Origin of the sequence: Azospirillum brasilense, assembly GCF_022023855.1 — a bacterium.
Taxonomy (GTDB): domain Bacteria; phylum Pseudomonadota; class Alphaproteobacteria; order Azospirillales; family Azospirillaceae; genus Azospirillum; species Azospirillum brasilense_F.
This window is the reverse complement of sequence record NZ_CP059449.1, coordinates 408,513-429,336: the sequence shown is the minus strand read 5'-3', so window position 1 is coordinate 429,336 and position 20,824 is coordinate 408,513. Positions and strand designations below refer to the sequence as shown.

The 20,824-nt window shown below is 68.7% G+C and carries 16 protein-coding genes and 1 tRNA gene; 8 read left to right on the top strand and 9 right to left on the bottom strand.

Annotation, left to right across the window (positions count from 1 at the left end; translation table 11 throughout):
* Positions 1–335 precede the first annotated feature (335 nt).
* Complete coding sequence (locus H1Q64_RS01995; RefSeq protein WP_237904176.1) at positions 336–3,578, top strand: cache domain-containing protein; 3,243 nt, start codon at positions 336–338, stop codon at positions 3,576–3,578.
* Between the two features lie 25 nt (positions 3,579–3,603).
* On the opposite strand, the gene H1Q64_RS01990 is transcribed toward H1Q64_RS01995, so the two are convergent.
* The 4 genes from H1Q64_RS01990 to sfsA all read right to left on the bottom strand — a co-directional run bounded on the left by H1Q64_RS01990 (position 3,604) and on the right by sfsA (position 6,626).
* Positions 3,604–4,029, bottom strand: coding sequence for a TerB family tellurite resistance protein (locus tag H1Q64_RS01990; RefSeq protein ID WP_237904175.1), 426 nt, complete (start codon positions 4,027–4,029; stop codon positions 3,604–3,606).
* A gap of 84 nt (positions 4,030–4,113) precedes the next feature.
* Positions 4,114–4,905, bottom strand: coding sequence for a RadC family protein (gene radC / locus H1Q64_RS01985; RefSeq protein WP_237904174.1), 792 nt, complete (start codon positions 4,903–4,905; stop codon positions 4,114–4,116).
* 72 nt (positions 4,906–4,977) lie between these two features.
* The gene (gene map, locus H1Q64_RS01980) at positions 4,978–5,748 is read right to left on the bottom strand and encodes a type I methionyl aminopeptidase (protein ID WP_419468828.1); all 771 of its coding nucleotides are present in this window, start codon (positions 5,746–5,748) and stop codon (positions 4,978–4,980) included.
* 134 nt (positions 5,749–5,882) lie between these two features.
* The gene (sfsA, locus tag H1Q64_RS01975) at positions 5,883–6,626 is read right to left on the bottom strand and encodes a DNA/RNA nuclease SfsA (RefSeq protein WP_237904172.1); all 744 of its coding nucleotides are present in this window, start codon (positions 6,624–6,626) and stop codon (positions 5,883–5,885) included.
* A gap of 91 nt (positions 6,627–6,717) precedes the next feature.
* Between sfsA and H1Q64_RS01970 the strand changes: the two genes are divergently transcribed.
* Together H1Q64_RS01970 and H1Q64_RS01965 are read left to right on the top strand one after the other, a co-directional pair.
* A complete protein-coding gene (locus tag H1Q64_RS01970) occupies positions 6,718–7,494 on the top strand; it encodes a competence/damage-inducible protein A (protein WP_237904171.1) in 777 nt (258 codons plus the stop codon).
* A 100-nt stretch (positions 7,495–7,594) separates the two neighbouring features.
* The gene (locus H1Q64_RS01965) at positions 7,595–7,840 is read left to right on the top strand and encodes a hypothetical protein (RefSeq protein ID WP_145625590.1); all 246 of its coding nucleotides are present in this window, start codon (positions 7,595–7,597) and stop codon (positions 7,838–7,840) included.
* A gap of 37 nt (positions 7,841–7,877) precedes the next feature.
* On the opposite strand, the gene H1Q64_RS01960 is transcribed toward H1Q64_RS01965, so the two are convergent.
* Complete coding sequence (locus H1Q64_RS01960) at positions 7,878–8,051, bottom strand: hypothetical protein (RefSeq protein ID WP_237904170.1); 174 nt, start codon at positions 8,049–8,051, stop codon at positions 7,878–7,880.
* Between the two features lie 181 nt (positions 8,052–8,232).
* Between H1Q64_RS01960 and H1Q64_RS01955 the strand changes: the two genes are divergently transcribed.
* The 3 genes from H1Q64_RS01955 to H1Q64_RS01945 all read left to right on the top strand — a co-directional run bounded on the left by H1Q64_RS01955 (position 8,233) and on the right by H1Q64_RS01945 (position 9,614).
* Positions 8,233–8,316: transfer RNA gene (locus H1Q64_RS01955), tRNA-Leu, on the top strand.
* A gap of 409 nt (positions 8,317–8,725) precedes the next feature.
* Positions 8,726–9,202 carry a bacterioferritin gene (bfr, locus tag H1Q64_RS01950; protein ID WP_035671636.1) on the top strand — a complete coding sequence of 159 codons (477 nt, stop codon included), beginning with the start codon at positions 8,726–8,728 and terminating at the stop codon, positions 9,200–9,202.
* 154 nt (positions 9,203–9,356) lie between these two features.
* Entirely contained in the window at positions 9,357–9,614 is a 258-nt protein-coding gene (locus H1Q64_RS01945; RefSeq protein ID WP_237904169.1) for a hypothetical protein, read from the top strand.
* Between the two features lie 99 nt (positions 9,615–9,713).
* Here the strand turns inward: H1Q64_RS01945 and H1Q64_RS01940 are convergent, their stop codons facing one another.
* The 3 genes from H1Q64_RS01940 to hisS all read right to left on the bottom strand — a co-directional run bounded on the left by H1Q64_RS01940 (position 9,714) and on the right by hisS (position 16,261).
* Complete coding sequence (locus H1Q64_RS01940) at positions 9,714–12,740, bottom strand: transglycosylase domain-containing protein (RefSeq protein ID WP_237904168.1); 3,027 nt, start codon at positions 12,738–12,740, stop codon at positions 9,714–9,716.
* Positions 12,741–12,957: 217 nt separating this feature from the next.
* Positions 12,958–14,886, bottom strand: a complete 1,929-nt coding sequence (locus tag H1Q64_RS01935; RefSeq protein ID WP_237904167.1) for a tetratricopeptide repeat protein — start codon at positions 14,884–14,886, stop codon at positions 12,958–12,960.
* Positions 14,887–14,911: 25 nt separating this feature from the next.
* Entirely contained in the window at positions 14,912–16,261 is a 1,350-nt protein-coding gene (gene hisS, locus H1Q64_RS01930; protein WP_237904166.1) for a histidine--tRNA ligase, read from the bottom strand.
* A gap of 180 nt (positions 16,262–16,441) precedes the next feature.
* Between hisS and pyrC the strand changes: the two genes are divergently transcribed.
* The gene (gene pyrC / locus H1Q64_RS01925) at positions 16,442–17,497 is read left to right on the top strand and encodes a dihydroorotase (protein ID WP_237904165.1); all 1,056 of its coding nucleotides are present in this window, start codon (positions 16,442–16,444) and stop codon (positions 17,495–17,497) included.
* Positions 17,498–17,644: 147 nt separating this feature from the next.
* Here pyrC and xseA read toward each other — a convergent pair whose 3' ends face one another.
* Entirely contained in the window at positions 17,645–19,255 is a 1,611-nt protein-coding gene (xseA, locus tag H1Q64_RS01920) for an exodeoxyribonuclease VII large subunit (RefSeq protein WP_237904164.1), read from the bottom strand.
* Between the two features lie 75 nt (positions 19,256–19,330).
* Between xseA and purD the strand changes: the two genes are divergently transcribed.
* Positions 19,331–20,620: a phosphoribosylamine--glycine ligase gene (gene purD, locus H1Q64_RS01915; protein WP_237904163.1), complete on the top strand. Its 1,290-nt coding sequence runs from the start codon at positions 19,331–19,333 to the stop codon at positions 20,618–20,620.
* Positions 20,621–20,824 lie beyond the last annotated feature (204 nt).

The following is a 20,824-nucleotide window of genomic DNA, read 5'->3' as shown; positions in this document are numbered from 1 at the left end:
GACTCTCCGGGGGTGGCGGACCTGAACGCTTCGGCGGCGGGCGGGGGGTGCATTGGGCCATTGCAATGGCGGAAACCGCCCCCTATTGCCCGCGCGCGGGACCATAACCGCGCTGGACGGCGCTGCAAAGCCCCTTCGCAGCCCGTTCGGACGCGGGGTGCGCGTCATAAGGTTTCCAAGGACAGAGCCGTCTTCCCGGAAAAATCGCAAAGACTGGCAATTGGTCGCGCCGGTTTCTTCACCTTGAACTTGCCGAGTCCCGGCCACGCGCACTAATGATGTGTCATATGCGCCGTGGACGGGCAACGCCGGGCGTGGTTCCAGGAGGGCTTTCGTTGTCCGATCCGATCGCCGAGTTGATGCGCGAGCCGTCCCGGACTTCGGACGAAAGGCGCCTTTACCGTCTGCAGTTCCTGGCGTCCCTGTTTCTGGTCGCGGCGGTGGTGGTGGGCTTGGGCGCCTACTTCATCTGGCAGCACCGGCTGGATTTCGAAGCCGACCTGAAGCAGACCGAAGCCCGCTACCTGGAAGTGCAGCGCCAGACCCTGCAGGAGGAGCTGGAGAACGCGCGGTCCTACCTCGCCTACATGCGGTCGCGCACCGAACCGCTGCTGCGCGCCGAACTGCGCGCCAAGGTGGACGAAGCCTACGGCATCGCCTGGACCATCTACGAGCGCGAGAAGGAGTATCTGCCCGAGGAGTCGATCCGGCAGTCGATCAAGGAGACGCTGCGGCCGCTGCGCTTCTTTGGCGGGCGCGGCTACTACTTCATCGACGATATGCAGGGCACCTGCGTGCTGCTGCCCACCGACCCGCAGCGGGAGGGCAGCTCGCTGATCGACAACCGCGACGACCAGGGGCGCCCAATCATGCGCAACCTGATCCGCGCCGTGGACGATCCGGAGATGCAGGGCTTCACCCGCTACCGCTGGTACGCGCCGGGCAACCCGCACAGCATGTCCGACAAGTTCGCCTACGTCCGCCGGTTCGAGCCGTTCAACTGGCTGATCGGCACCGGCGACTATGTCGGAGCGGTGGAGGAGAAGCTTCAGCGCGAGACGCTGGAGCGGCTGCGCGCCCGGCGCTTCGGGGATTCGGGCTTCATCGCGGTGCTGAGCGAGGATGGCGAGGTGCTGCTCTCCCCGACCTCCCCGGCGGCGGAGGGCAAGAACGCCCGCGACCTGCCCTGGGAGACCGAGCGGGATCTGGTCACCCGCCTGCTGGAGGCCGGCCGGCAGGGCGGCGGGGAGCTGCGCTTCGACTGGGTGCATCCGGTCACCGGGCGCCCGGCGCCGAAACTGTCCTACGCCACGGCGCCGGACGTCTGGGGGTGGGTGCTGGTTGCCGGCTTCTACACCGATGACATCGACTCCGTGCTGGCGCAGCGGCGGGCGGAGATCAGCGCGGGCATGAAGAAGCGCATCCTGACCACGCTGGCGGTGCTGGCGCTGGCGCTGGGCGCCTCGGCCTGGGTGTCCTGGCTGGTCACCGGCTGGGTCCGCCGCATCGTCCGCGGCTACCAGTCCAACATGCGGGAGAGCGACAGCATGCTGCGCGAGCGGGCGCGGCAGCTCTACCTCGCCAACTTCTTCGTGGACCATGTGTCCGAGATCGTCGTGCTGGCGGATGCGGAGCTGCGCATCGCCTACGTCAACCCCTTCGGCTGCGCCGCGCTGGGCGCCCCGCTCGCCGGGCTGGCCGGTGGCCACGCCGACCTGCTGGAGCGTTTCCGCGACGGGGCGTCCGAGGCGTCGGCCCATTACGAGACGCTCTACCGCACCCGCGACGGGCGCGCGCTGGAGCTGGAGGTGACGGCCAGCCGCGTCACCTACGACGGCGACGCCTACTACTGCGCCATCGCCCGCGACATCTCGGAGCGCAAGCGCGCGGAGTGGGAGCTGCGGCTGTCCGCCAAGGTGTTCGACAACGCCGCCGAAGGCATGGTCGTCACCAACGAGAAGAACCGCATCGTCGCGGTCAACGACGCCTTCTGCCGCATCACCGGCTACAGCCGCGAGGAAGTGATCGGCGGCGATCCGGCCATGCTCGCCTCGGGCCGTCAGGACGGCGCCTTCTACGCCGAGATGTGGGTGAAGCTGAAGGAGGAGGGCCACTGGTCCGGCGAGATCTGGAACAAGCGCAAGTCCGGCGAGGTCTATCCGGAGTGGCTCAGCATCCAGATGGTGCGCAACGAGGCGGGGGAGGCCGTCAACTACATCGCCGCCTTCTCCGACATCACCGAGAAGCGCGCCCAGGAGGAGCGCATCCGGCATCTGGCGCAGTACGACTTCCTGACCGACCTGCCCAACCGCTTCCTGCTGCGCGACCGGCTGGAACGCGCCATGCTCGCCGCCGACCGGCACGGCACGAAGGTGGGGCTGCTGTTCGTCGATCTCGACCGCTTCAAGACCATCAACGACAGCCTGGGGCACGGCGTCGGCGACCGGCTGCTGCGCGCGGTGGGGGCGCGGCTGCTGGAGACGGTGCGGGCCAGCGACACCGTCAGCCGCCAGGGCGGCGACGAGTTCGTCATCCTCGTCAATGACCTGGACGGTCCCGACGCGGCCTGCTCGGTGGCCCGCAAGGTGCTGCGGGCGATGACCGAATCCTTCCCGGTGGACGGGCACGAGTTGCAGATCTCCCCGTCCATCGGCATCGCGCTCTACCCCGACGACGCGACGACCATCGACGCGCTTCTGAAATGCGCGGACATGGCGATGTACGCCGCCAAGGAGGCGGGGCGCGCCAACCACCAGTTCTTCACGCCGGAGCTGAACAAGCGGGCGTCGGAGCGGATGTGGTTGGAAAGCAACCTGCGTCACGCCCTGGCCGACAACGAGCTGGAGCTGCATTTCCAGCCGCAGTTCGCGGTGGACGGCCGCCGCCTCGTCGGGGCGGAGGGGCTGCTGCGCTGGCGCCGCCGCGACGGCACGATGATCCCGCCCGGCCAGTTCATTCCGGTGGCCGAGGATACCGGCCTGATCCAGCCGATCGGCGACTGGGTGCTGGGCGAGGCCTGCCGCCGCGCCGCCGACCTGCTCGCCCGCGGCCATCCGCTTCTCATCGCCATCAATCTATCGGCGGTACAGCTTCGCCGTCCCGGTCTGGCCGACCGCGTGGCCTTCTGGCTGGACGCCTACAAGGTGCCGGCCCGCTGCCTGGAGCTGGAGGTGACGGAAAGCGTCCTGATGGACGAGTCCGACATGGTGACAGGCACCTTCGCCCGGCTGCGCGAGATGGGGGTGGCGTTGGCCATCGACGATTTCGGCACCGGCTATTCCAGCCTCAGCTACCTGAAGCGCTTCCGCGTCGACAAGCTGAAGATCGACCGCTCGTTCGTGACCAGCCTGACCGATGGCTCCGACGGTGGGGCCATCGCCGAGGCGATCATCGGCATGGCGCGCTCGCTGCGCATGCAGACCTTGGCCGAGGGGGTGGAGACGGAGGAGCAGTTCGGCGGCCTCGCCCGGCTGGGCTGCGACCAGATCCAGGGCTATCTGCTGGGCCGCCCCATGCCCTACGACGATTTCGTGGCCTTCATCGCCCGTCACGCCGCCACTCCAGAGGCGGTCGGCTGACGGGCGATGCGCCGCGAAGGCGGTCCTACGCCCCCAGCACGCTGCGGTCGTTCTTGGCGACCAGCGCCTGGAAGTAGGGGCCGAGCTTGGCATCGTCGAGACCGAAGGCCTGCTGGAAGCGCGCGATCAGGTCACGCTCGCCCTGTTCGGCCTCGCCGTCGGCCATGGCGCTGTCGAGCATGTTCAGCAGGATGCACAGCCGCTGCTGCTCGTTCAGGTTCGGCGTGGCGGCGGCCAGGAAGGCGTCGGGCGGGGTGCTGCGCGCGTATTTGAAGCAGCGGTCCAGCTCCTCCCGCGTGGCGCTGCGGCCCATCACGGACAGCAGGTGACCGACCTCCTCCGGGTCCATTTCCCCGTCCGAACCCATGCAGTAGATCAGCGAGACGACCAACGCCCGGCGAGGGGTGAGATCCAGCGGCGCCGATCCCTTGAACATGTCGAAAAGGCCCATGGTGCTACCTCTATGGTGACGAACGCCGCACATATGGGGGCGCCGATCCAGGCGACAAGATGGGACTGCGGGACAGGGTTGCGGCTACATCAACCCTTGGGCTTTGAAGCTGACATGTTTGCCCTTGCCGACGATGATGTGGTCGTGGACCGCGATGCCCAGACTGTGGGCGGCGCGCAGGATCTCCTTCGTCATCTCGATGTCGGCGCGGCTGGGGGTGGGGTCGCCGGAGGGGTGGTTGTGCACCAGGATGATGGCGCTGGCCGACAGCTCCAGCGCGCGCCGCACCACCTCGCGCGGGTAGACCGGGGTGTGGTCGACCGTGCCGGTCTGCTGCACCTCGTCGGCGATCAGCTTGTTCTTGCGGTCGAGGAAGAGCAGGCGGAACTGCTCCATCGGCTGGTGGGCCATGGCGGCGGTGCAGTAGTCCAGCAGCGACTGCCAGTTGGCCAGCACGGGCCGGTCCATCACCCGCTGCCGCATTCCGCGCAGCGCCGCCGCCCCGACCGCCCGCAGCGTCGCGACGGCCTTGTCGGAGGCCAGCGAGACCTCCCCCACGCAGTAGCCGCGCAGGCGGGGCGGTGGGGCGTTGACGACGCTCCAGATGTCGCCGAAATCGCGGATCAGCGCCTTGGCCAGAGGCTTCACGTCGCGGCGCGGGTTCACCGCGAACAGAATCATCTCCAGCAGCTCGTAATCCTGGAGCGCGTCCGGCCCGCCGTCGAGGAAGCGGGTGTAGAGACGCTGGCGGTGGCCCTTGTGATGGGCCTCGTGATGGGCCTCCTCCACGGAGACGTGAGGGGGCGGCTCCAGCCCGGGAAGCCCTTGGGCCTCCTCCGCATCCCCCGACCGCTTCGCGCTCTTCCGTCCCGCCATCCCGACGCCACCATACGAATGTGTGCGTCGGGACTATACCTCTTCCGCGCGAAAATCACAGCCGCGGGAATGTCATACGGCGGCGGTCGCTTCCTCGGCCGGGACGGCGTAGGGGGGCTTGTGGAAGCCGGCGGGGGACAGGGTGAAGATCTCGCAGCCGTCCTTGGTCACGCCGATGGAATGCTCGAACTGGGCGGACAGCGACTTGTCCTTGGTCACCGCGGTCCAGCCGTCGCCGAGGATCTTCACGTCGTAGCGGCCGGCGTTGATCATCGGCTCGATGGTGAAGATCATGCCCTCGCGCAGGACGGCGCCGGTGCCGGGGTTGCCGAAATGCAGGACCGACGGCGGCTCGTGGAAGACGCGGCCCAGCCCGTGGCCGCAGAAGTCGCGGACCACCGAATAGCGGTGGCCCTCCGCGAAGGTCTGGATGGCGTGGCCGACGTCGCCCAGCGTGGCGCCCGGCTTCACCTGGGCAATGCCGATCATCAGCGCGTCGTAGGTGACGTCCACCAGCTTCTTCGCCTTCACGCCGACGTCGCCGCACAGATACATGCGGCTGCTGTCGCCGTACCAGCCGTCCAGGATCGGGGTGACATCGATGTTCAGGATGTCGCCGTTCTGCAGCCGCTTGTCGCCGGGAATGCCGTGGCAGACGACATGGTTGACGGAGATGCAGTTGGCCTTCGGAAAGCCGCGGTAGCCGAGCGGGGCCGGGACGCCGCCATGGTCGCGGATGTGCTGTTCCAGCAGCCGGTCCAGCTCGCCGGTGGTGACGCCCGGCTGGACGTAGGGCGTGATGAAATCGAGCGTGGCCGCGGCCAGCCGTCCGGCCTTGCGCATGCCCTCGAAATCCTCCGGCCCATGAATCCGGATGCGATGGGAATCGAGGTCGTCGTGGTCCAAGAGAATCGTCCCCTACAGATCAGGTCCCAAGAAAACGCGCCGGCAGTCCCGGCGGTGAACAGAAAGCGCGGTCAATCCGTGCGGATCGGCCCAAGCAGGATCGGCAAAGGCCGCTCCAGCGTGATCGACTCCGGGGTGATCCTACAGGACCAGCACACGGCTTCCACCCCCGATTCGAGCGCGAGGCGCAATCCGGCGGCGTAGGCGGGGTCGATGTCGGCGGCGACTCGGAAGTAAGCGCAGTCGGCGCGCTGCACAAGGTAGACCATGACCGCCCGCGCGCCCTGGCGGACCATCTCGGCCATCTCCACCAGATGCTTGGCCCCGCGGGCGGTCACGCAGTCCGGGAACTCCGCGGCCTGCCCGTCGCCCCGCGTGGGGCGGCGCAGATGCACATTCTTGACCTCGACATAGGCGGGCGGGCGGACCTCGTCCTCCAGCAGGATGTCGATGCGGGAATTGCGCCCGTACTTCACCTCGCGGCGCAGCCGGGCGTAGCCGGCCAGCTCCGGGATGGTGCCGGCGGCGATGGCGGCGGCGACCAGCCCGTTGGGATGCGACGTGTTGACGCCGACGAGGCAGGGGGCGTCCGGATCGTCCAGCGCCTCGACCAGCTCCAGCGTATGGGCGAGCTTGCGCTTGGGGTTGTCCGAGCGTGACAGCCAGACGGCGGAGCCGGGGGCGTCCACTCCGATCATGCTGCCCGAGTTCGGAACATGGGCGGTGACCAGGGCGCCGTCGAGCTCCACGTCGGCGAGAAACCGCTTGTAGCGGCGGACGAGGCGGCCTTGCAGGAGGGGGGTGGGGAAGCGCATCTTGGGCCCCAGGTTAAAGCGCACCCCCGCCATCCGGCAAGCCCGCCGGTCCCGCCATCCCCGCCTCAACCGAGAACGGAGCCGACTCCGCATGTCCACGTCCCCTGCCTCGCCGAACCCGACCGCCGCCGTCCTCGTCATCGGCAACGAGATCCTGTCGGGCCGCACCAAGGACGCCAACCTGCCGCACATCGCGGAAAAGCTGGCCGGCATCGGCGTCCGTCTGCGCGAGGCGCGCGTCGTCCCTGACGTGGAGGAGGAGATCATCGCGGCTCTGGACGCCCTGCGCGGCCGCTACGGCTACGTCTTCACCACGGGCGGCATCGGGCCGACCCACGACGACATCACCTCGGCCTGCGTCGCCAAGGCCTTCGGCGTGCCATTGGAGCGCAACGCCGAGGCCGTGGTCCGGCTGGAGCGCCATTACGGCGACCCGTCGAAGCTGAACGAGGCGCGGCTGCGCATGGCCAACATCCCGGCGGGGGCGTCGTTGATCGACAACCCGATCAGCGCCGCGCCGGGCTTCCGCATCGGCAACGTTTTCGTCATGGCCGGCGTGCCCAACATCATGCAGGCGATGCTCGACGGCGTGCTGCCGCAGCTGGAGGGCGGGCCGGACCTGCACGCCCGCACGGTGGCCTGCGAACTGGCCGAGGGGCAGATCGCCGCGGACCTCGGCGGCCTGCAGGATCGCTACGCCGACCTGGAGATCGGCAGCTATCCCTATTTCCGCAACGGCTTCTTCGGCGTCAGCCTCGTGCTGCGCGGCACCGACGAGACCCGCGTGGTGGCGGCCACGGAGGAGTTGGCGGGCATCGTCCTGCGCTTGGGCGGTACGCCGAACGTCACAGTGGGGACCAAAGGCTAGAGAGACCCCTACGACGCCAAGCCGTCCTTGGTCATATTGTCGCCGCTGTGGGTAATTCTATGTTGAGGGTTATGAAGTGACGGTCATGAAAAGTCGTGCCATGAAACCCTTCGAAAAAGCGGCGATCCTGTTCTTGCTGAAACATCTGGCATCCGGCGTGGCCGGGGCTGTTGTTCTGGCAACGGGGCTTTTGGTTCTTGACGTCGCCAATCTGGCGACTCTGATGGGAAACAGCGATCATGGCATTATTGCCGCGATCATGCTGTATGCCAGCCTCATCCTCACCTTCGGCAGCGTGGCGATGGGCATCGGTATCATGACCCTGAACGAGGACACGCGGCCCTGACCGGCGCTGGGCGACGGCGGCCCGGACCCGGAGCCGATCAGAACGGCCCGAAGCTGTCGTATGCCCAGACCAGCACCACGATGGCGGCGACCCAGATCGCTGCGTAGGGCAGCCAAGTGTTGCGGTTGCGCCGCAGGGCCGCCGGGACGACCAGCACGGCGACCATCAGCACGCTCACCACAGCCAACCAGTTGATCGATTCCAAACTCATCTCCCTTGAACGCCAGGGTTGCGGGGATTTTTGCGTGTCCGACGCTTTAAACGCGCTCAATCCTTGACCAAACGCCCGCGGATTGTCTAAGTCAATCCAGCGGAACGGTGGGCTGCATACAATGATATGCAACTCCGGCGGGCGGGGGCAACCCGTTCTCCGAGCCGGTCCGCGACGGTGCGCGGGCGTGGCGGAATCGGTAGACGCAAAGGACTTAAAATCCTTCGCCAACGGCATGCGGGTTCGAGTCCCGCCGCCCGCACCACAAATCCAACGATGACGATGTTCGGGATCTCGCGCCCAAGGGCGCGGGTCCAACCGGTGGCAGACTGGTGGCTGGCCCGCGTCAGGTTCCCGTGAGCCTTGCTGTTCTTCATGGGCATTGTAGAGGCGGCATTCGGAACTTAAAAATTACAAGAAAATGTGAATCGTGGTTGCGGAAAGGCGAAATATAACGGTCAGCAGGCTTCATCAGTTTTTGTGACTTCAAGTGCATCGCCCTGCCTCTCTGAAGTCATTTTTGATATTCACTCGCAATTGCGATGGCTGGTTTGTTGCGGTGCGGAGAATTTATTTGGTCGACTGCCGTCCAGCCGGTTGCCAAGGCTCCACAAATGGGGCATGGTCATTCCAGAAACGTCGCTAATCGACAAACGAACCGCAGGAGGCAGGACGTGAAGGGCGATCCGCAGGTCATCACCCATTTGAACAAGATCCTGACCAACGAGTTGACGGCGATCAACCAGTACTTCCTGCATGCCCGCATGCTGAAGAACTGGGGCCTGAAGCGCATTGCGCACAAGATCTACGAAGAATCCATCGACGAGATGAAGCACGCCGACAAGATGATCGAGCGCATCCTGTTCCTGGAAGGTCTCCCCAACCTTCAGGATCTGGGCAAGCTGATGATCGGTGAGGACGTGCCGGAAATGCTCGGCAACGATCTGAAGGTGGAACACAAAGCCCGCACCGATCTGATCGACGCCATCACCCTGTGCGAGCAGGTTCGTGACTATGAGACCCGCGCGCAGCTCACCGAACTGCTCGATGATACCGAAGAACACATCGACTGGATCGAGACGCAGCTCGATCTGATCCAGCGCGTGGGCATCGTCGCCTACCAGCAGGAGCAGATTTACGGCGAGAGCTGATCAGCTCGAAGCCGCTCGGGACCGGTCGGAGGGGGCGTGGCTGCAGGCTGCGCCCCCTTTTGCGCAGGGCCGTGGCGCCGGTCCGGCAACGCCTTGTTAACCATGTTCTCGTAGCTTGCTGGTTTCCGCTTCTGTTTGTACGGGAACCGCCATCATGCTCCCAAACACGTCCTTGCAGGTTGATGATCTGACACCGGAGGAGACCGCCACCGTCGCGCACGCCTATCTGGCGGCGCTGGATGAGAGCGATCTGGATCAGGGCGATCATGAAAGCGCCTTCGACCGGGCGCTGGAGACGCTGCGCGGTTGCCGTCCCAGCCTGCCGCTGAACGTCGCCGCGGCGGAGCTGGAATTGCTGCTGGCCTCCCTCCCGGCTGCCGTTTCCACCGCGCAGGAGCACGCCCTGGCGTAAGGCGCGCCCGGCCGTCTGCTCCCCGGTTCATCAAAAAGGCCCGCTCCGGCTTCCCGGGGCGGGCCTTTTCAGTTCCGGGTGTGGGCCTAGGCCCGCCGGTCACAGCCCCGTCTGCGGCTTGCCGGTGTCGGCCGTCTTGGTCACGCCGGGGTCGATGAGGGGCTGCAGCGCCGGGGCGATGCTCTTCAGCAGTTGGGCGGGCAGGGCGCTGGTGAAGCGGTAGTTGTCGGCCTCCGGCCCGTGGACGAAGGCGGTCATGGTGCCGAAGAAGCGGTCGCCGATGTAGAAGGCGAAGGTCGCCGTCCGGTTCACCGCCCGCGACTCGATCAGGTGTCCGCCGGGGCCGTAGCGGTCCAACCGGTGATCGCCCGTGCCGGTCTTGCCGCCGATCGGGATGACCGCCCCCGCCGAGTCCTTGAAGGAGCCCCAGACGCGCTTGGCCGTGCCGTTCTGCGCCACGTCCATTAGCGCCTTGCGCAGGGTGGCCGCGACCTCCGCCTTCATCACGCGCTGGCCGCGCAACTCGCCCAGGCCGACGACGGCCTCGTAGGGCGTGCCGGCGGCGAAATGCAGCTTGCGCACGCGCACGGTCGGTTGGCGCACCCCGTCGTTCTGGATGATGCCGACCAGCTCGGCCAGGGCCGCCGGGCGGTCGGCGGAGCTGCCGATGGCGGTGGCGAAGGACGGGACGAGCGTTTCGAAGGGGTAGCCCAGCTTGCGCCACTGCTCGGTGATGCGCTGGAACGCCTCCTCCTCCAGCCCGATGCGGATGCGGGTGTTCTGGGCCGACTGGCCCTTCTTGAACAGCCAGCGGTAGCTTTCCTGGCGCTCCTGCACGCTGGCCTCCAGCACCTCCTGCCGCTTGGCGTCGGGGCGCTTCTGCAGGTAGGAGACCAGCCACAGCTCCAGCGGATGGACGCGCGCCAGATAGCCGAGGTCGTTCAGCGGGAACTTGTCCGGCCCGTACTTGCCGTAGAGCGACGCGATGTCCCCGTCGTCCAGCTTGGCGTCGGGCAGGCGGGCGCGCAGGAAGGCGCCGAACTCCTTCACTCCGGCCTGCGGGCGCACGGTGCGGAAGATCACCGACAGGCGGTGCGGCATCGGCCGCGACCGGGCGGCTAGCATGTTCAGCATCGCGTCCGGCGTGTGCTTCCGGTAGCTGTTGTAGAAGCGGTTCAGGAAGTCGCTGCCTTCCTTGTCGGCGAAGCGGGCGAGATAGGCTTGGCGGGCGGGGTGGTCGGGGTTGTGCAGGATGTCGGCGCTGTCGTCGCCGCCTTCGGACAGATAGAACTGCACGACGTCGCGCATCATGCGGATGAAGGGCAGGTTGACCGAATTGCGCAGCGACTCGGTCACGCTCAGGATGCTGCCATTATCCCGCGGGTTGAAGTTCACGAAGCTGTGCAGCCCGCCGCCGGTGAAGAAGGCCTCGCCGGGGTTCGCCGAATAGCGGCGCTCCATGGCGGCGTCGAGCATGGCGCTCAATCCGCGGTTGCCGGAGGTCGACAGCCAGTTGGCGGCCCAGCGCGTCAGGTTGTCGGACGCCTCCTCCTCCACGTCGGCGAGGAAGTCCTTGGGCAGATGGGCGTAGCGGGTGTGCAGCTCCGCCACGATCTCCAGATAGGTTGCCAGCGTGCGCAGCTTCGCCGTGGAGCCGAGGTCGAGCTTGGCGCCCTCGTTGATGTCCAGCGGCTGGTCGAGGTTGTCGGCCTGGACGCGCAGGTAGTTGGCGTCCGGCCCGCGCTCGTACAGCGTGACCGAGTAGATGATCTTGGACAGGTCGCTGCCCTTGGTGTCGAGCAGCCGTTCGCCGGTCAGCCCCATCTGCGCGGCGAAGGCCGGGTCGCCCAGCTTCGCCAGCACCTCGACCACCCGCTGCTGCGCCGGGGCGTCGAGCGTCGATTCGGCGGTCAGGTCGATTCGGTCGAGCTGGTAGAGGCTGGACACGCCGAGCATGGAGAGAAGCCGGGCGCGGATGGCGTTGGGGGCCTTCTGCTCCACGAAATTGGCGGTCTGGGCCTGCGGCGGGTCCTCGCGGAACTTCAGCGTCAGGCCGAGGGCGGCGTCGCGCAGCGTGGTGTCGATCACGCCCGCGCCGTGCAGAACGCGCAGATGGCTGTCGGCCAGCCGCTCCAGCGCCGGACGGTCCTGGATCAGGTAATAGGAGGGGCGGCGCTGGGCGAGCAGAAGGCTCAGCACCTGCTTGTAGGCCAGCGCCTTCAGCTGCAGGGCGCGGGCGTCGGCGGGCTCCTCCGACAGCACCTTCTCGGCGATGGCGAGGTCGGTGCCGAACCAAGCCCACAGCCCGTCGCCCAGCCCGTTCACCTCGCCGAAGCCGGGACGCCCGGTCAGCGGTGTGGAGTTCAGATAGTCGATCAGGATGCGGCGGCGGTGGGCGCCGGTGTCCTCGCCGTCCAGATAGGCGCGGGTGCTGGCCGAGATCATCTGGCGCAGCTTCTCCGTGGCACCGTTGGTCTGGCCATCGGGAGAGTGACGGTACTTCTCGATCTGCGTCGCCAGGGTCGAGCCGCCGGGAGAGCGCTGGCCGGGCTTGACCCACTGCACCGGCAGCATCGCCACGGCGCCGGCGAAGCGGTCCCACTCCACGGCGGGGTTGCGGCGCGGCTCGTCGGTGTTCAGCAGCTCGCGGTTCTCGATGAACAGAAGCGTGGCGGCGACCAGCGGCGGCACGTCCTCGAACTTGGCGAAGACCCGCTCCGGGTAGCGGGCGGAGAACAGCGCGGTGCCGTTGCGGTCCAGCAGGGTCAGGCCGGCGCGCGTCTTCTCGTGGTAGATCGGGAAGCCGCCGGCGGCCATGAACTGGTCGAGCGTCGGCGACAGATGCGCCTGCATCTCCACCGCGTACATATCCGAGGTCAGCGAGCGCAGATAGCCGGGCAGCCCGACATAGCCCATCCGCTCGTTGTAGGGACCCTGGGTGGGGTGGCGCGCGGCGGGGTTAGGCCCCTCGCTCAGCGTGTAGGTCATGTCCTTGGCGTAGCCGGCGAGCAGGCGGGCCTGCAACCGCGACGTGCGCATTTCCTCCTGCGCCAGAAGGGCGCCGCCGCCCAGCGTCGCCGCCAGCGTCACACCCCAGATCGCGCGTCGCACCCACAACCGTGTCATGTCCGGCTCCAGCCATGACCGCGGGGGACGCCCGCGAATTGGTTAAAATGCTCGGCAAACTGGCCGAACGATATGGCCGGAATGTAGAGGCGCCTTGGTTAACAACCGGTGTAATCCCTCGCCCTTCGAGTGTGCGAGTCCGCCCCGAAATCGGTGTAACTCAAAATCGTAGCGGACCGTTGCTTCGGTGCCACGAATGCACGCAACCGTTGTGTGGTTAAGTGGCGCGACCGTGCGCCGCCACGAAATCCGTTAACGCCGCGCGCAGGCGGGCGACCACGCCGGACCAGTCGCCGGAACGGTCCTGGCCGAACACGCGCATGGTCGGGTACCAGGGGTTGGCCTCCCGGTTGCCCAGCCAGCGCCAGCAGGCATCGGCGCGCGACAGCGTCCAGGTCGGCCGTCCCAGCCCGCCCGCGAGGTGGCAGACGGAGGTGTCCACCGTGATGACGAGGTCCAGCGTCTTGGCCAGCGCCGCCGTGTCGGCGAAGTCGCGGACGCCGCCCATGGGGTCCTCGATGTCCATGCTCGCCGGAGCCTCGGCCAGCTGCGCCGCGCCCGGCCCCATCTGCAGGCTGACGAAGCGCACCCCCGGCACATCGGCCAGGGGGGCCAGGGCGGCGAGCGGCAGGCTGCGCCGCCGGTCGATCGGGCTCGCCACCCCGCGCACCGTGCGCGGCGACCCCGCCCAGACCAGCCCGACGCGCGGACGCCCATTCTCCACCGGAAGGCGCTCGCGCCACACGGCGACGTCGGCGGGATCGGCGCGCAGATAGGGTACCGCGGCCGGGATGCTGTCCAGATCGGTCCCGAAGGCGCGGGGCAGGCTCATCATCGGGATGTGCAGGTCGAAGGCGGGAAGCTCCCCGCCCCAGGCGATGGCGGCGGACACGCCGTCCACCCGCTCCATCAGCCGGACCAAGGCGGGGGAGCAGCCAACGACCACCCGCGCGCCCCGCCCGGCCAGCAGCGGCGCGTAACGGATGAACTGCAAGGTGTCACCGAGTCCCTGTTCGGCGTAGAGCAGGATGGTCCGACCCGCCACATCCTCTGCTCCCGTCCATTGCGGCTGGGGGAAGCTGCGGTGCACGGGGTCGAGTTGCCGGGTTTCCCACCGCCACTCGAACTCCTCCCACCCCTCGCGCATTTGCCCGGAGGCGAGCAGGGCGACGGCGAGCGCCAGATGGGCCTCGGCGTCGGCGGGAGCGAGCCGGATGGCCTCCCGCCCGGCGGCGACGGCCTCGTCGCGGCGGCCCTCGTGCAGCAGCAGGGACAGGCGGTTGCGGTGGAAGGACGCGCGGTCCGGGGCGATGCGCGCCGCGCGCCCGCACTGGCGCAGCGCCTCCGCGACACGGACGGTCTGCTCCAGCAGCGGCACCATGTTGCCGTAGGCGTCGGCGTTGCCGGGGTCCAGGACCACCGCCCGGCGCCCGGCCCGTTCCGCCTCGTCGAAACGACCCAGCGTGACCAGGAGATGGACGAGGTTGGTCTGCGCCTCGGCCAGGGTAGGGTCGAGCCGCAGCGCCGCGTCCAGCGCCTCCACGGCGCCCTCCGGGTCGCCCGTCTGGGCCAGCGCGGCGCCAAGCATGCGGTGCGCCTCGGCGCGCTGCGAGGCGAGGTTACGCGCCTTGCGGAAGGCGTCGGTGGCGCTTGCCCAGTCGGCGACGGCGTAGAGCAGCAGGCCGGCCCGCTCGAACGCCTCGGCCAGCGGCTCGCTGTCGGTGGCGGCGCTGGCCGTCAGGGCGCGGGTCAGGGCGCGGTGGGCGGCGGCACCGTCGCCGGACTCGATCAGGGCGCCGCCCAGGGCGAACCAGTCACCGGCGCCGTCGGGTTGCAGGGCAAGGACGCTGCGGAAGACGGCGGCGGCCTGCGCCGCTCCGTCCGGCGTGCCCAGCGCCATCAGCGCCTTGCCGAGATTGCCGTGAATGTCGGCGGCGAGCGGCAGGAGGGTCGCCGCCTTGCCGATCATCGCCACCCCGTCCGCCACCGCGCCGGTCTGGGCCGCCAGAAGCCCGGCGAAATGCAGGGCGTGGGGGTTGTCCGGGTCCACCTCCAGAATGCGGCCGTAGAGCAGCCGCGCCTCCTCCAGCCGCCCGGACAGATGATGGTCGAGCGCGAGGTTCAGGGCTTCGGCGACGCTGGCCATGGGCGGGGCCTTCTGTGGTGGGGAGCTATGCCCCCAGCAGTTCCTTCGCCTTGGCGGCGAGATCGGCCAGCGGGACTTCGACCTGCTCGCCCTTCACCAGATGCTTCAGCGTCGCCGTGCCGCGGGCCTTCTCGTCGGAGCCCATCAGGACGACCAGCGGAATGCCCGCCTTGTCGGCGTATTTCATCTGCTTGGCGAGCTTGCCGCCGTCGAGCTGGATTTCCGTGTTGATGCCCGCCGCCCGCAACGCCGTCGCCAGACCGTAATAGTCGGCGGACAGGGACGGATCCATCTGCGTCACCAGGACCTGGGCGGTCGCGCCGCCGTCCTTGATGATGCCGGCTTCCATCAGCTGGTAGAACAGCCGCGTCGCGCCGATCGAGATGCCCACACCCGGCAGCTTCGACTTGGTGTAGTGGCTGGCGAGGTTGTCGTAGCGCCCGCCGGAGCACACGCTGCCGATGCCCGGATGATCGTTCAGGAAGGTCTCGTAGACCGTGCCGGTGTAGTAATCCAGCCCGCGCGCGATGGCGAGGTTGATGCGCACCACGCCGTCCGGCACCTGGAGGGCCTTCAGCCCCTCGATGACGGTGGTCAGCTCCGAGACACCCTGGCGGAAGGTCTCGTTGTCGATGCCCAGCGCGCCCAGCGCGGCGAGCGTCTCTTCGTTCGTGCCCTTGGCGTCGATCAGGGACAGGATCTTTTCCGCGGCGTCGGCGGTCATGCCGAGGCCGGTCAGGCTGTCGCGCACCTTGTCGCGGCCGATCTTGTCCAGCTTGTCGATCTCGCGCAGGACCAAGACGCGCTTCTCCGCGTCGTCCACGCCCAGCCCGTCGAGGAGGCCGAGCAGGACCTTGCGGTTGTTCACGTTGATGGTGAAGCCGCCGAAGTCCAGTTCCTTGAAGACGTGGTAGATGACCGCCGGGATCTCCGCGTCGTAATGGGCGGACAGGCTGTCCTTGCCGATCACGTCGATGTCGCACTGGTAGAATTCGCGGAAGCGCCCGCGCTGCGCCCGTTCCCCGCGGTAGACGCGCTGGATCTGGTAGCGGCGGAAGGGGAAGGCGAGGTCGCGCTCATGCTCCGCCACATAGCGGGCGAGCGGCACCGTCAGGTCGAAGCGCAGCGCGATGTCCGGCTTGTTCCCCTGCTGAATGGCGCCGGTGGACTGCACGAAATAGACCTGCTTCTCGGTCTCGCCGCCGGACTTGGTCAGCAGGGTGTCCACCGTCTCGAACACCGGGGTTTCCACCGGCACGAAGCCGAACCGCTCGTAGCCGCGGCGGATGGTGTCGAGCAGACGTTGGAAGGCCACCTGCTGGCGCGGCAGCAGCTCCATCGTTCCGGGCGGGGTGCGGGGGGTAATGAGGCTCATCGGCGCGGGTCCGGCTTCGAATGTCCCTAGGGATTCGGCTAGGGTTCTAGCGGCTTTCGCCGGTCCCGTCACCAGCGCAGTGGCCGGATAGCGCCCCGATACCGCCCCGATACCGTTGAGCGGGGGGCCGTAAGGGTCTAGAACTCCGGCCAGTCCCCTTCTCCCGCGCCCGGAGCCGCCATGCCCACCGACCGTCTCGTCCTCCGCCGTCCCGACGACTGGCATGTGCACCTGCGCGACGGCGCCATGCTGAAGGCGGTGCTGCCCTTCACCGCCCACCAGTTCGGCCGCGCCATCATCATGCCGAACCTGAAGCCGCCGGTGACCCGCACGGCCGACGCCGTGGCCTACCGGGAGCGCATCCTGGCGGCTCTGCCGGCGGGCCACGCCTTCACGCCGCTGATGACGGCCTATCTGACCGACGGCACCGACGCCGACGATCTGGCCCAGGGCTTCGAGGACGGGGTGTTCGCCGCCGCCAAGCTCTACCCGGCCAACGCCACCACCAACAGCGCCCACGGCGTGACCGACCTCGGCAAGATCGCCCCGGTGCTGGAGCGCATGGCGGAGATCGGCATGCCGCTGCTGATCCATGGCGAGGTGACCGACTCCCATGTCGACATCTTCGACCGCGAGGCGGTGTTCCTGGAGCGCGTCCTCGGCCCGCTGCTGGAGCGCTACGCGGCGCTGCGCGTGGTGCTGGAGCACGCGACCACCGCGGAGGCCGTGGCCTTCGTGCGCGAGCACGCCGCCTCGGGCCGGGTGGGGGCGACGATCACGGCGCACCACCTGCTGATCAACCGCAGCCACCTGTTCGCCGGCGGCATCCGCCCGCACCTCTACTGCCTGCCCATCGCCAAGCGCGAGACGCACCGGGTGGCGCTGGTCGAGGCCGCGACCTCGGGCGAGGGGCCGTTCTTCCTGGGCACCGACACCGCCCCGCACACGGTGACCGCGAAGGAGAGCGCCTGCGGCTGCGCCGGCTGCTTCACCGCCGCCAACGCCATGGAACTCTACGCCGAAGCCTTCGAGGAGGCGGGCGCTCTGGACAAGCTGGAGGCCTTCGCCAGCCTGAACGGCCCGCGCTTCTACGGCCTGCCGGCCAACGAGGACAAGGTGGTGCTGGAGCGCACGCCGTCCACGGCGCCGGACATCGTGCTGACCGCCGACGGCGAGGCCGTGCTGCCCTTCCGCAGCGGCGAGACGACGCGCTGGACCTTGGCCGGCGCGGCTTGAGGGGCTGCGGCGCGGGCGTTGCTGCTGCGGTTGCCCCCACCCCGGCCCTCCCCCGCTGCGCAGGGGAGGGTGCCTTCTGCGAAGCGGCGGCAGTCCCCTCCCCTGCGATAGCGGGGGAGGGTTAGGGTGGGGGCAGGGTCACCCTCCTCAGAAAAGACTCCCCTGAACCGGTGGGCGCTGCGGCTTCTTTGGCTCGGGCTTGGCCTTGGCGGCCTTGGGCTTCGGCTCCGGCGCGGTGGGCGGTGCATCCACCCGCGGCCCGCCGTCCACCGTCGCGGCGGCTTGGCCATCGGCGAAGACCAGCGACACCGCCAGACCCGGCGTGGCCTGGGCGGCCCTGGTCAGCGGCTTGCCGTCGCCGGACTGCACCAGGGCGAAGCCGCGCTCCAGGACGCCCTTGTAGGAATAGCTTTCCAGAAGCTGCCCCACCGCCGCCAGCTTGGCCGCGCGTTCCTCCACCGCCTTGCCGTAGCTGCGGTCCAGACGCGGCGTCAGGTCGGACAGCCGCCGGCTGCCGTCGCCGAACTTCACGCGGATCGGGCCGAGCGTCAGTCGCCCGGCCACCCGTTCATACTGGCCGCGCGCGGCGACAACGGCGTGGCGCAGCGCGCCGTCGAGCGCGCGGGACTCCGACGCCAGCCGCTGCCCGGCCTCGGCCAGCTTCTCGCGCGGGTGGCGCAACGCGGCGCCCAGCTCGTTCAGCCGGGTGCGGCGGCGGTCGAGCAGGGCGGCGGCGGCCAGCGCCAGCCGCTCCGCCCGGTCGTCCAGCCGCTGGGCGTGGCTTTCCAGCAGGGCGCGCGGGTCGCCGAGCCCACGGGCCAGCCCCTCCACCCGTGTCCGCCGTTCGGCCAGCAGGCGGGTGGCGGCGCCGACCATGCGCCGCTCGTCGTCCAGCACCTGGGCGAGCAGCTCCGCCCGCACCGGCACCGCCATCTCCGCCGCCGCCGTGGGGGTGGGGGCGCGGCGGTCGGACGCGAAGTCGATCAGGGTGGTGTCGGTCTCGTGCCCCACCGCCGAGATCAGCGGGATGCGGCTGGCCGCCGCCGCGCGGACGACGTTCTCCTCGTTGAAGGCCATCAGGTCCTCCAGCGAGCCGCCGCCGCGCGCCACGATCAGCAGATCCGGGCGCGGCACCGGGCCGCCGGGCGGGATGCGGTTGAAGCCCTCGATCGCCGCGGTGACCTCCGCCGCCGCCCGCTCCCCCTGCACGGCGACCGGCCAGAGCAGGACCCGGCGCGGGAAGCGGTCGTGCAGCCGGTGCAGGATGTCGCGGATGACCGCCCCGGTGGGCGAGGTGACGACGCCGATCACGTCGGGCAGGAAGGGAATGGGCTTCTTGCGCCCGGCGTCGAACAGCCCCTCCGCCGCGAGGCGCTTCTTGCGCTCCTCCAGCATCTTCAGCAGGGCGCCCTCGCCGGCCAGCTCCATCGACTCGATGATGAGCTGGTATTGCGAGCGGCCGGGGTAGGTCGTCATGCGCCCGGTGACGATGACCTCCAGCCCCTCCGCCGGCTGGACGGCCAGCTTCGACGCGGTGCCGCGCCAGCACACCGCCTCGATCACCGCCGTGTCGTCCTTCAGGCGGAGGTAGCAGTGGCCGGAACTGTGGCGCTTGGGCTGGGAGATCTCGCCGCGTACGCGGACGAAGCCGAACTCCTCCTCGATGCTGCGCTTCAGGCGCCGGGCGAGGTCGCCCACCGAGAATTCCGGCAGGTTCGAGCCGGGGCGCGGCTCGGGGGCGATCAGCGGAGAGGTCATATCAAGGTCTTGAGTCATGGCGGCACCATGATACAAGGCGCGGTGTCGGCAACAAGCGTGGAAGGACGAGGTGCCATGAAAGTCCTGGTGGTCGGGTCGGGTGGGCGCGAGCATGCGCTGTGCTGGGCCATTCAGAACTCGCCGCTGTGCGACACGCTCTACTGCGCGCCGGGCAACGCTGGCATCGCGGACGTGGCCGAATGCGTCGCCATCGGCGCGGAGGATGTGGACGCCCTGGTCCGCTTCGCCCAGGAAAAGGCCATCGACTTCGTGGTCGTCGGCCCGGAGGGGCCGCTGGTGCTCGGCCTCGTCGACAAGCTGACCGCCCTCGGCATCAAGGCTTTCGGCCCCAGCGCCGCGGCGGCGGAGCTTGAGGGATCCAAGGGCTTCATGAAGGACATTTTGGCCAAGTACGGCGTGCCGACCGCCGCCTATGGCCGCTTCAGGGACGTCGAGGCCGCCAAGGACTTCGTCCGCAAGAACGGCGCCCCCATCGTGGTCAAGGCCGACGGGCTGGCCGCCGGCAAGGGCGTGACCGTCGCCCGCACCCAGGAGGAGGCCTTCGCCGCCATCGACGAGGCTCTGGTCGAGGGCCGCTTCGGCGCCGCCGGGGCTGAGGTGGTGGTCGAGGAGTTCCTGGACGGCGAGGAGGTCAGCTTCTTCGCGCTGTGCGACGGCGAATCGGCGCTGCCGCTGGCCTCGGCCCAGGACCACAAGGCGGTGGGCGACGGCGACACCGGCCCGAACACCGGCGGCATGGGCGCCTATTCCCCGGCCCCGGCACTGACTCCGGACCTCCAAGCCCGCGTGATGCGCGAGATCGTCGAGCCGACCGTCAAGGGCATGGCGGCGGAGGGACGTCCCTTCAAGGGCGTGCTGTTCGCCGGCCTGATGATCGGCAAGGACGCCGCCGGCAACCCGGTGCCGAAGACGCTGGAGTTCAACGTCCGCTTCGGCGACCCGGAATGTCAGACACTGATGATGCGCCTGAAGTCCGACGCGCTGGCCGCCTTGATCGCGGCGGCGGACGGCCAGTTGAAGAACATCGACCTGCGCTGGCACGACGAGACGGCGCTGTGCGTCGTCATGGCGGCGAACGGCTATCCCGGCGACTACGTGAAGAACACGGAGATCAAGGGTTTCGCCGCCGCCAACGCGGTGGAGGGCGTGACCGTCTTCCACGCCGGCACGAAGCTGGCGGACGGTGGGCGGGTGCTGTCCACCGGCGGGCGCGTTCTGGGCGTGACCGCCAAGGCGCCGACCGTGGCCGAGGCGCAGAAGCGCGCGTATCAGGGTGTCGACGCTCTGGATTGGCCGGACGGCTTCTGCCGCCGCGACATCGGCTGGCGGGCGGTGGCGCGCTGACCGCGCAAATCTGACGAAGTCCGAGCGCGGAGGGGCGGCGACGCTCCTCCGTCTTTGCGCGTGCGCTCGTTCCGCCTCCCCGTCGCGGTTGGGAGCGGGCGGTGAGCAGCCTATGCCTCGCGCGTGTCCGCTGGTGGATTGCATTCCAAGATATGCATGACGAGCAAAAACTAATTCAAAATTAATATTGTTCTTCGCCGTCAT

Excerpts from the sequence above, each read along its gene's own strand:
- xseA (WP_237904164.1), bottom strand. The coding sequence starts at position 19,255 with ATGACCTCTCCGCTGATCGCCCCCGAGCCGCGCCCCGGCTCGAACCTG.
- H1Q64_RS01965 (WP_145625590.1), top strand. The coding sequence starts at position 7,595 with ATGAAACCCTTCGAAAAAGCGGCGATCCTGTTCTTGCTGAAACATCTG.
- H1Q64_RS01940 (WP_237904168.1), bottom strand. The coding sequence starts at position 12,740 with ATGACACGGTTGTGGGTGCGACGCGCGATCTGGGGTGTGACGCTGGCG.
- hisS (WP_237904166.1), bottom strand. The coding sequence starts at position 16,261 with ATGAGCCTCATTACCCCCCGCACCCCGCCCGGAACGATGGAGCTGCTG.
- H1Q64_RS01970 (WP_237904171.1), top strand. The coding sequence starts at position 6,718 with ATGTCCACGTCCCCTGCCTCGCCGAACCCGACCGCCGCCGTCCTCGTC.
- sfsA (WP_237904172.1), bottom strand. The coding sequence starts at position 6,626 with ATGCGCTTCCCCACCCCCCTCCTGCAAGGCCGCCTCGTCCGCCGCTAC.
- H1Q64_RS01935 (WP_237904167.1), bottom strand. The coding sequence starts at position 14,886 with ATGGCCAGCGTCGCCGAAGCCCTGAACCTCGCGCTCGACCATCATCTG.
- map (WP_419468828.1), bottom strand. The coding sequence starts at position 5,748 with ATGCGCAAGGCCGGACGGCTGGCCGCGGCCACGCTCGATTTCATCACG.
- purD (WP_237904163.1), top strand. The coding sequence starts at position 19,331 with ATGAAAGTCCTGGTGGTCGGGTCGGGTGGGCGCGAGCATGCGCTGTGC.
- pyrC (WP_237904165.1), top strand. The coding sequence starts at position 16,442 with ATGCCCACCGACCGTCTCGTCCTCCGCCGTCCCGACGACTGGCATGTG.
- H1Q64_RS01990 (WP_237904175.1), bottom strand. The coding sequence starts at position 4,029 with ATGGGCCTTTTCGACATGTTCAAGGGATCGGCGCCGCTGGATCTCACC.
- H1Q64_RS01960 (WP_237904170.1), bottom strand. The coding sequence starts at position 8,051 with ATGAGTTTGGAATCGATCAACTGGTTGGCTGTGGTGAGCGTGCTGATG.
- H1Q64_RS01945 (WP_237904169.1), top strand. The coding sequence starts at position 9,357 with ATGCTCCCAAACACGTCCTTGCAGGTTGATGATCTGACACCGGAGGAG.
- radC (WP_237904174.1), bottom strand. The coding sequence starts at position 4,905 with ATGGCGGGACGGAAGAGCGCGAAGCGGTCGGGGGATGCGGAGGAGGCC.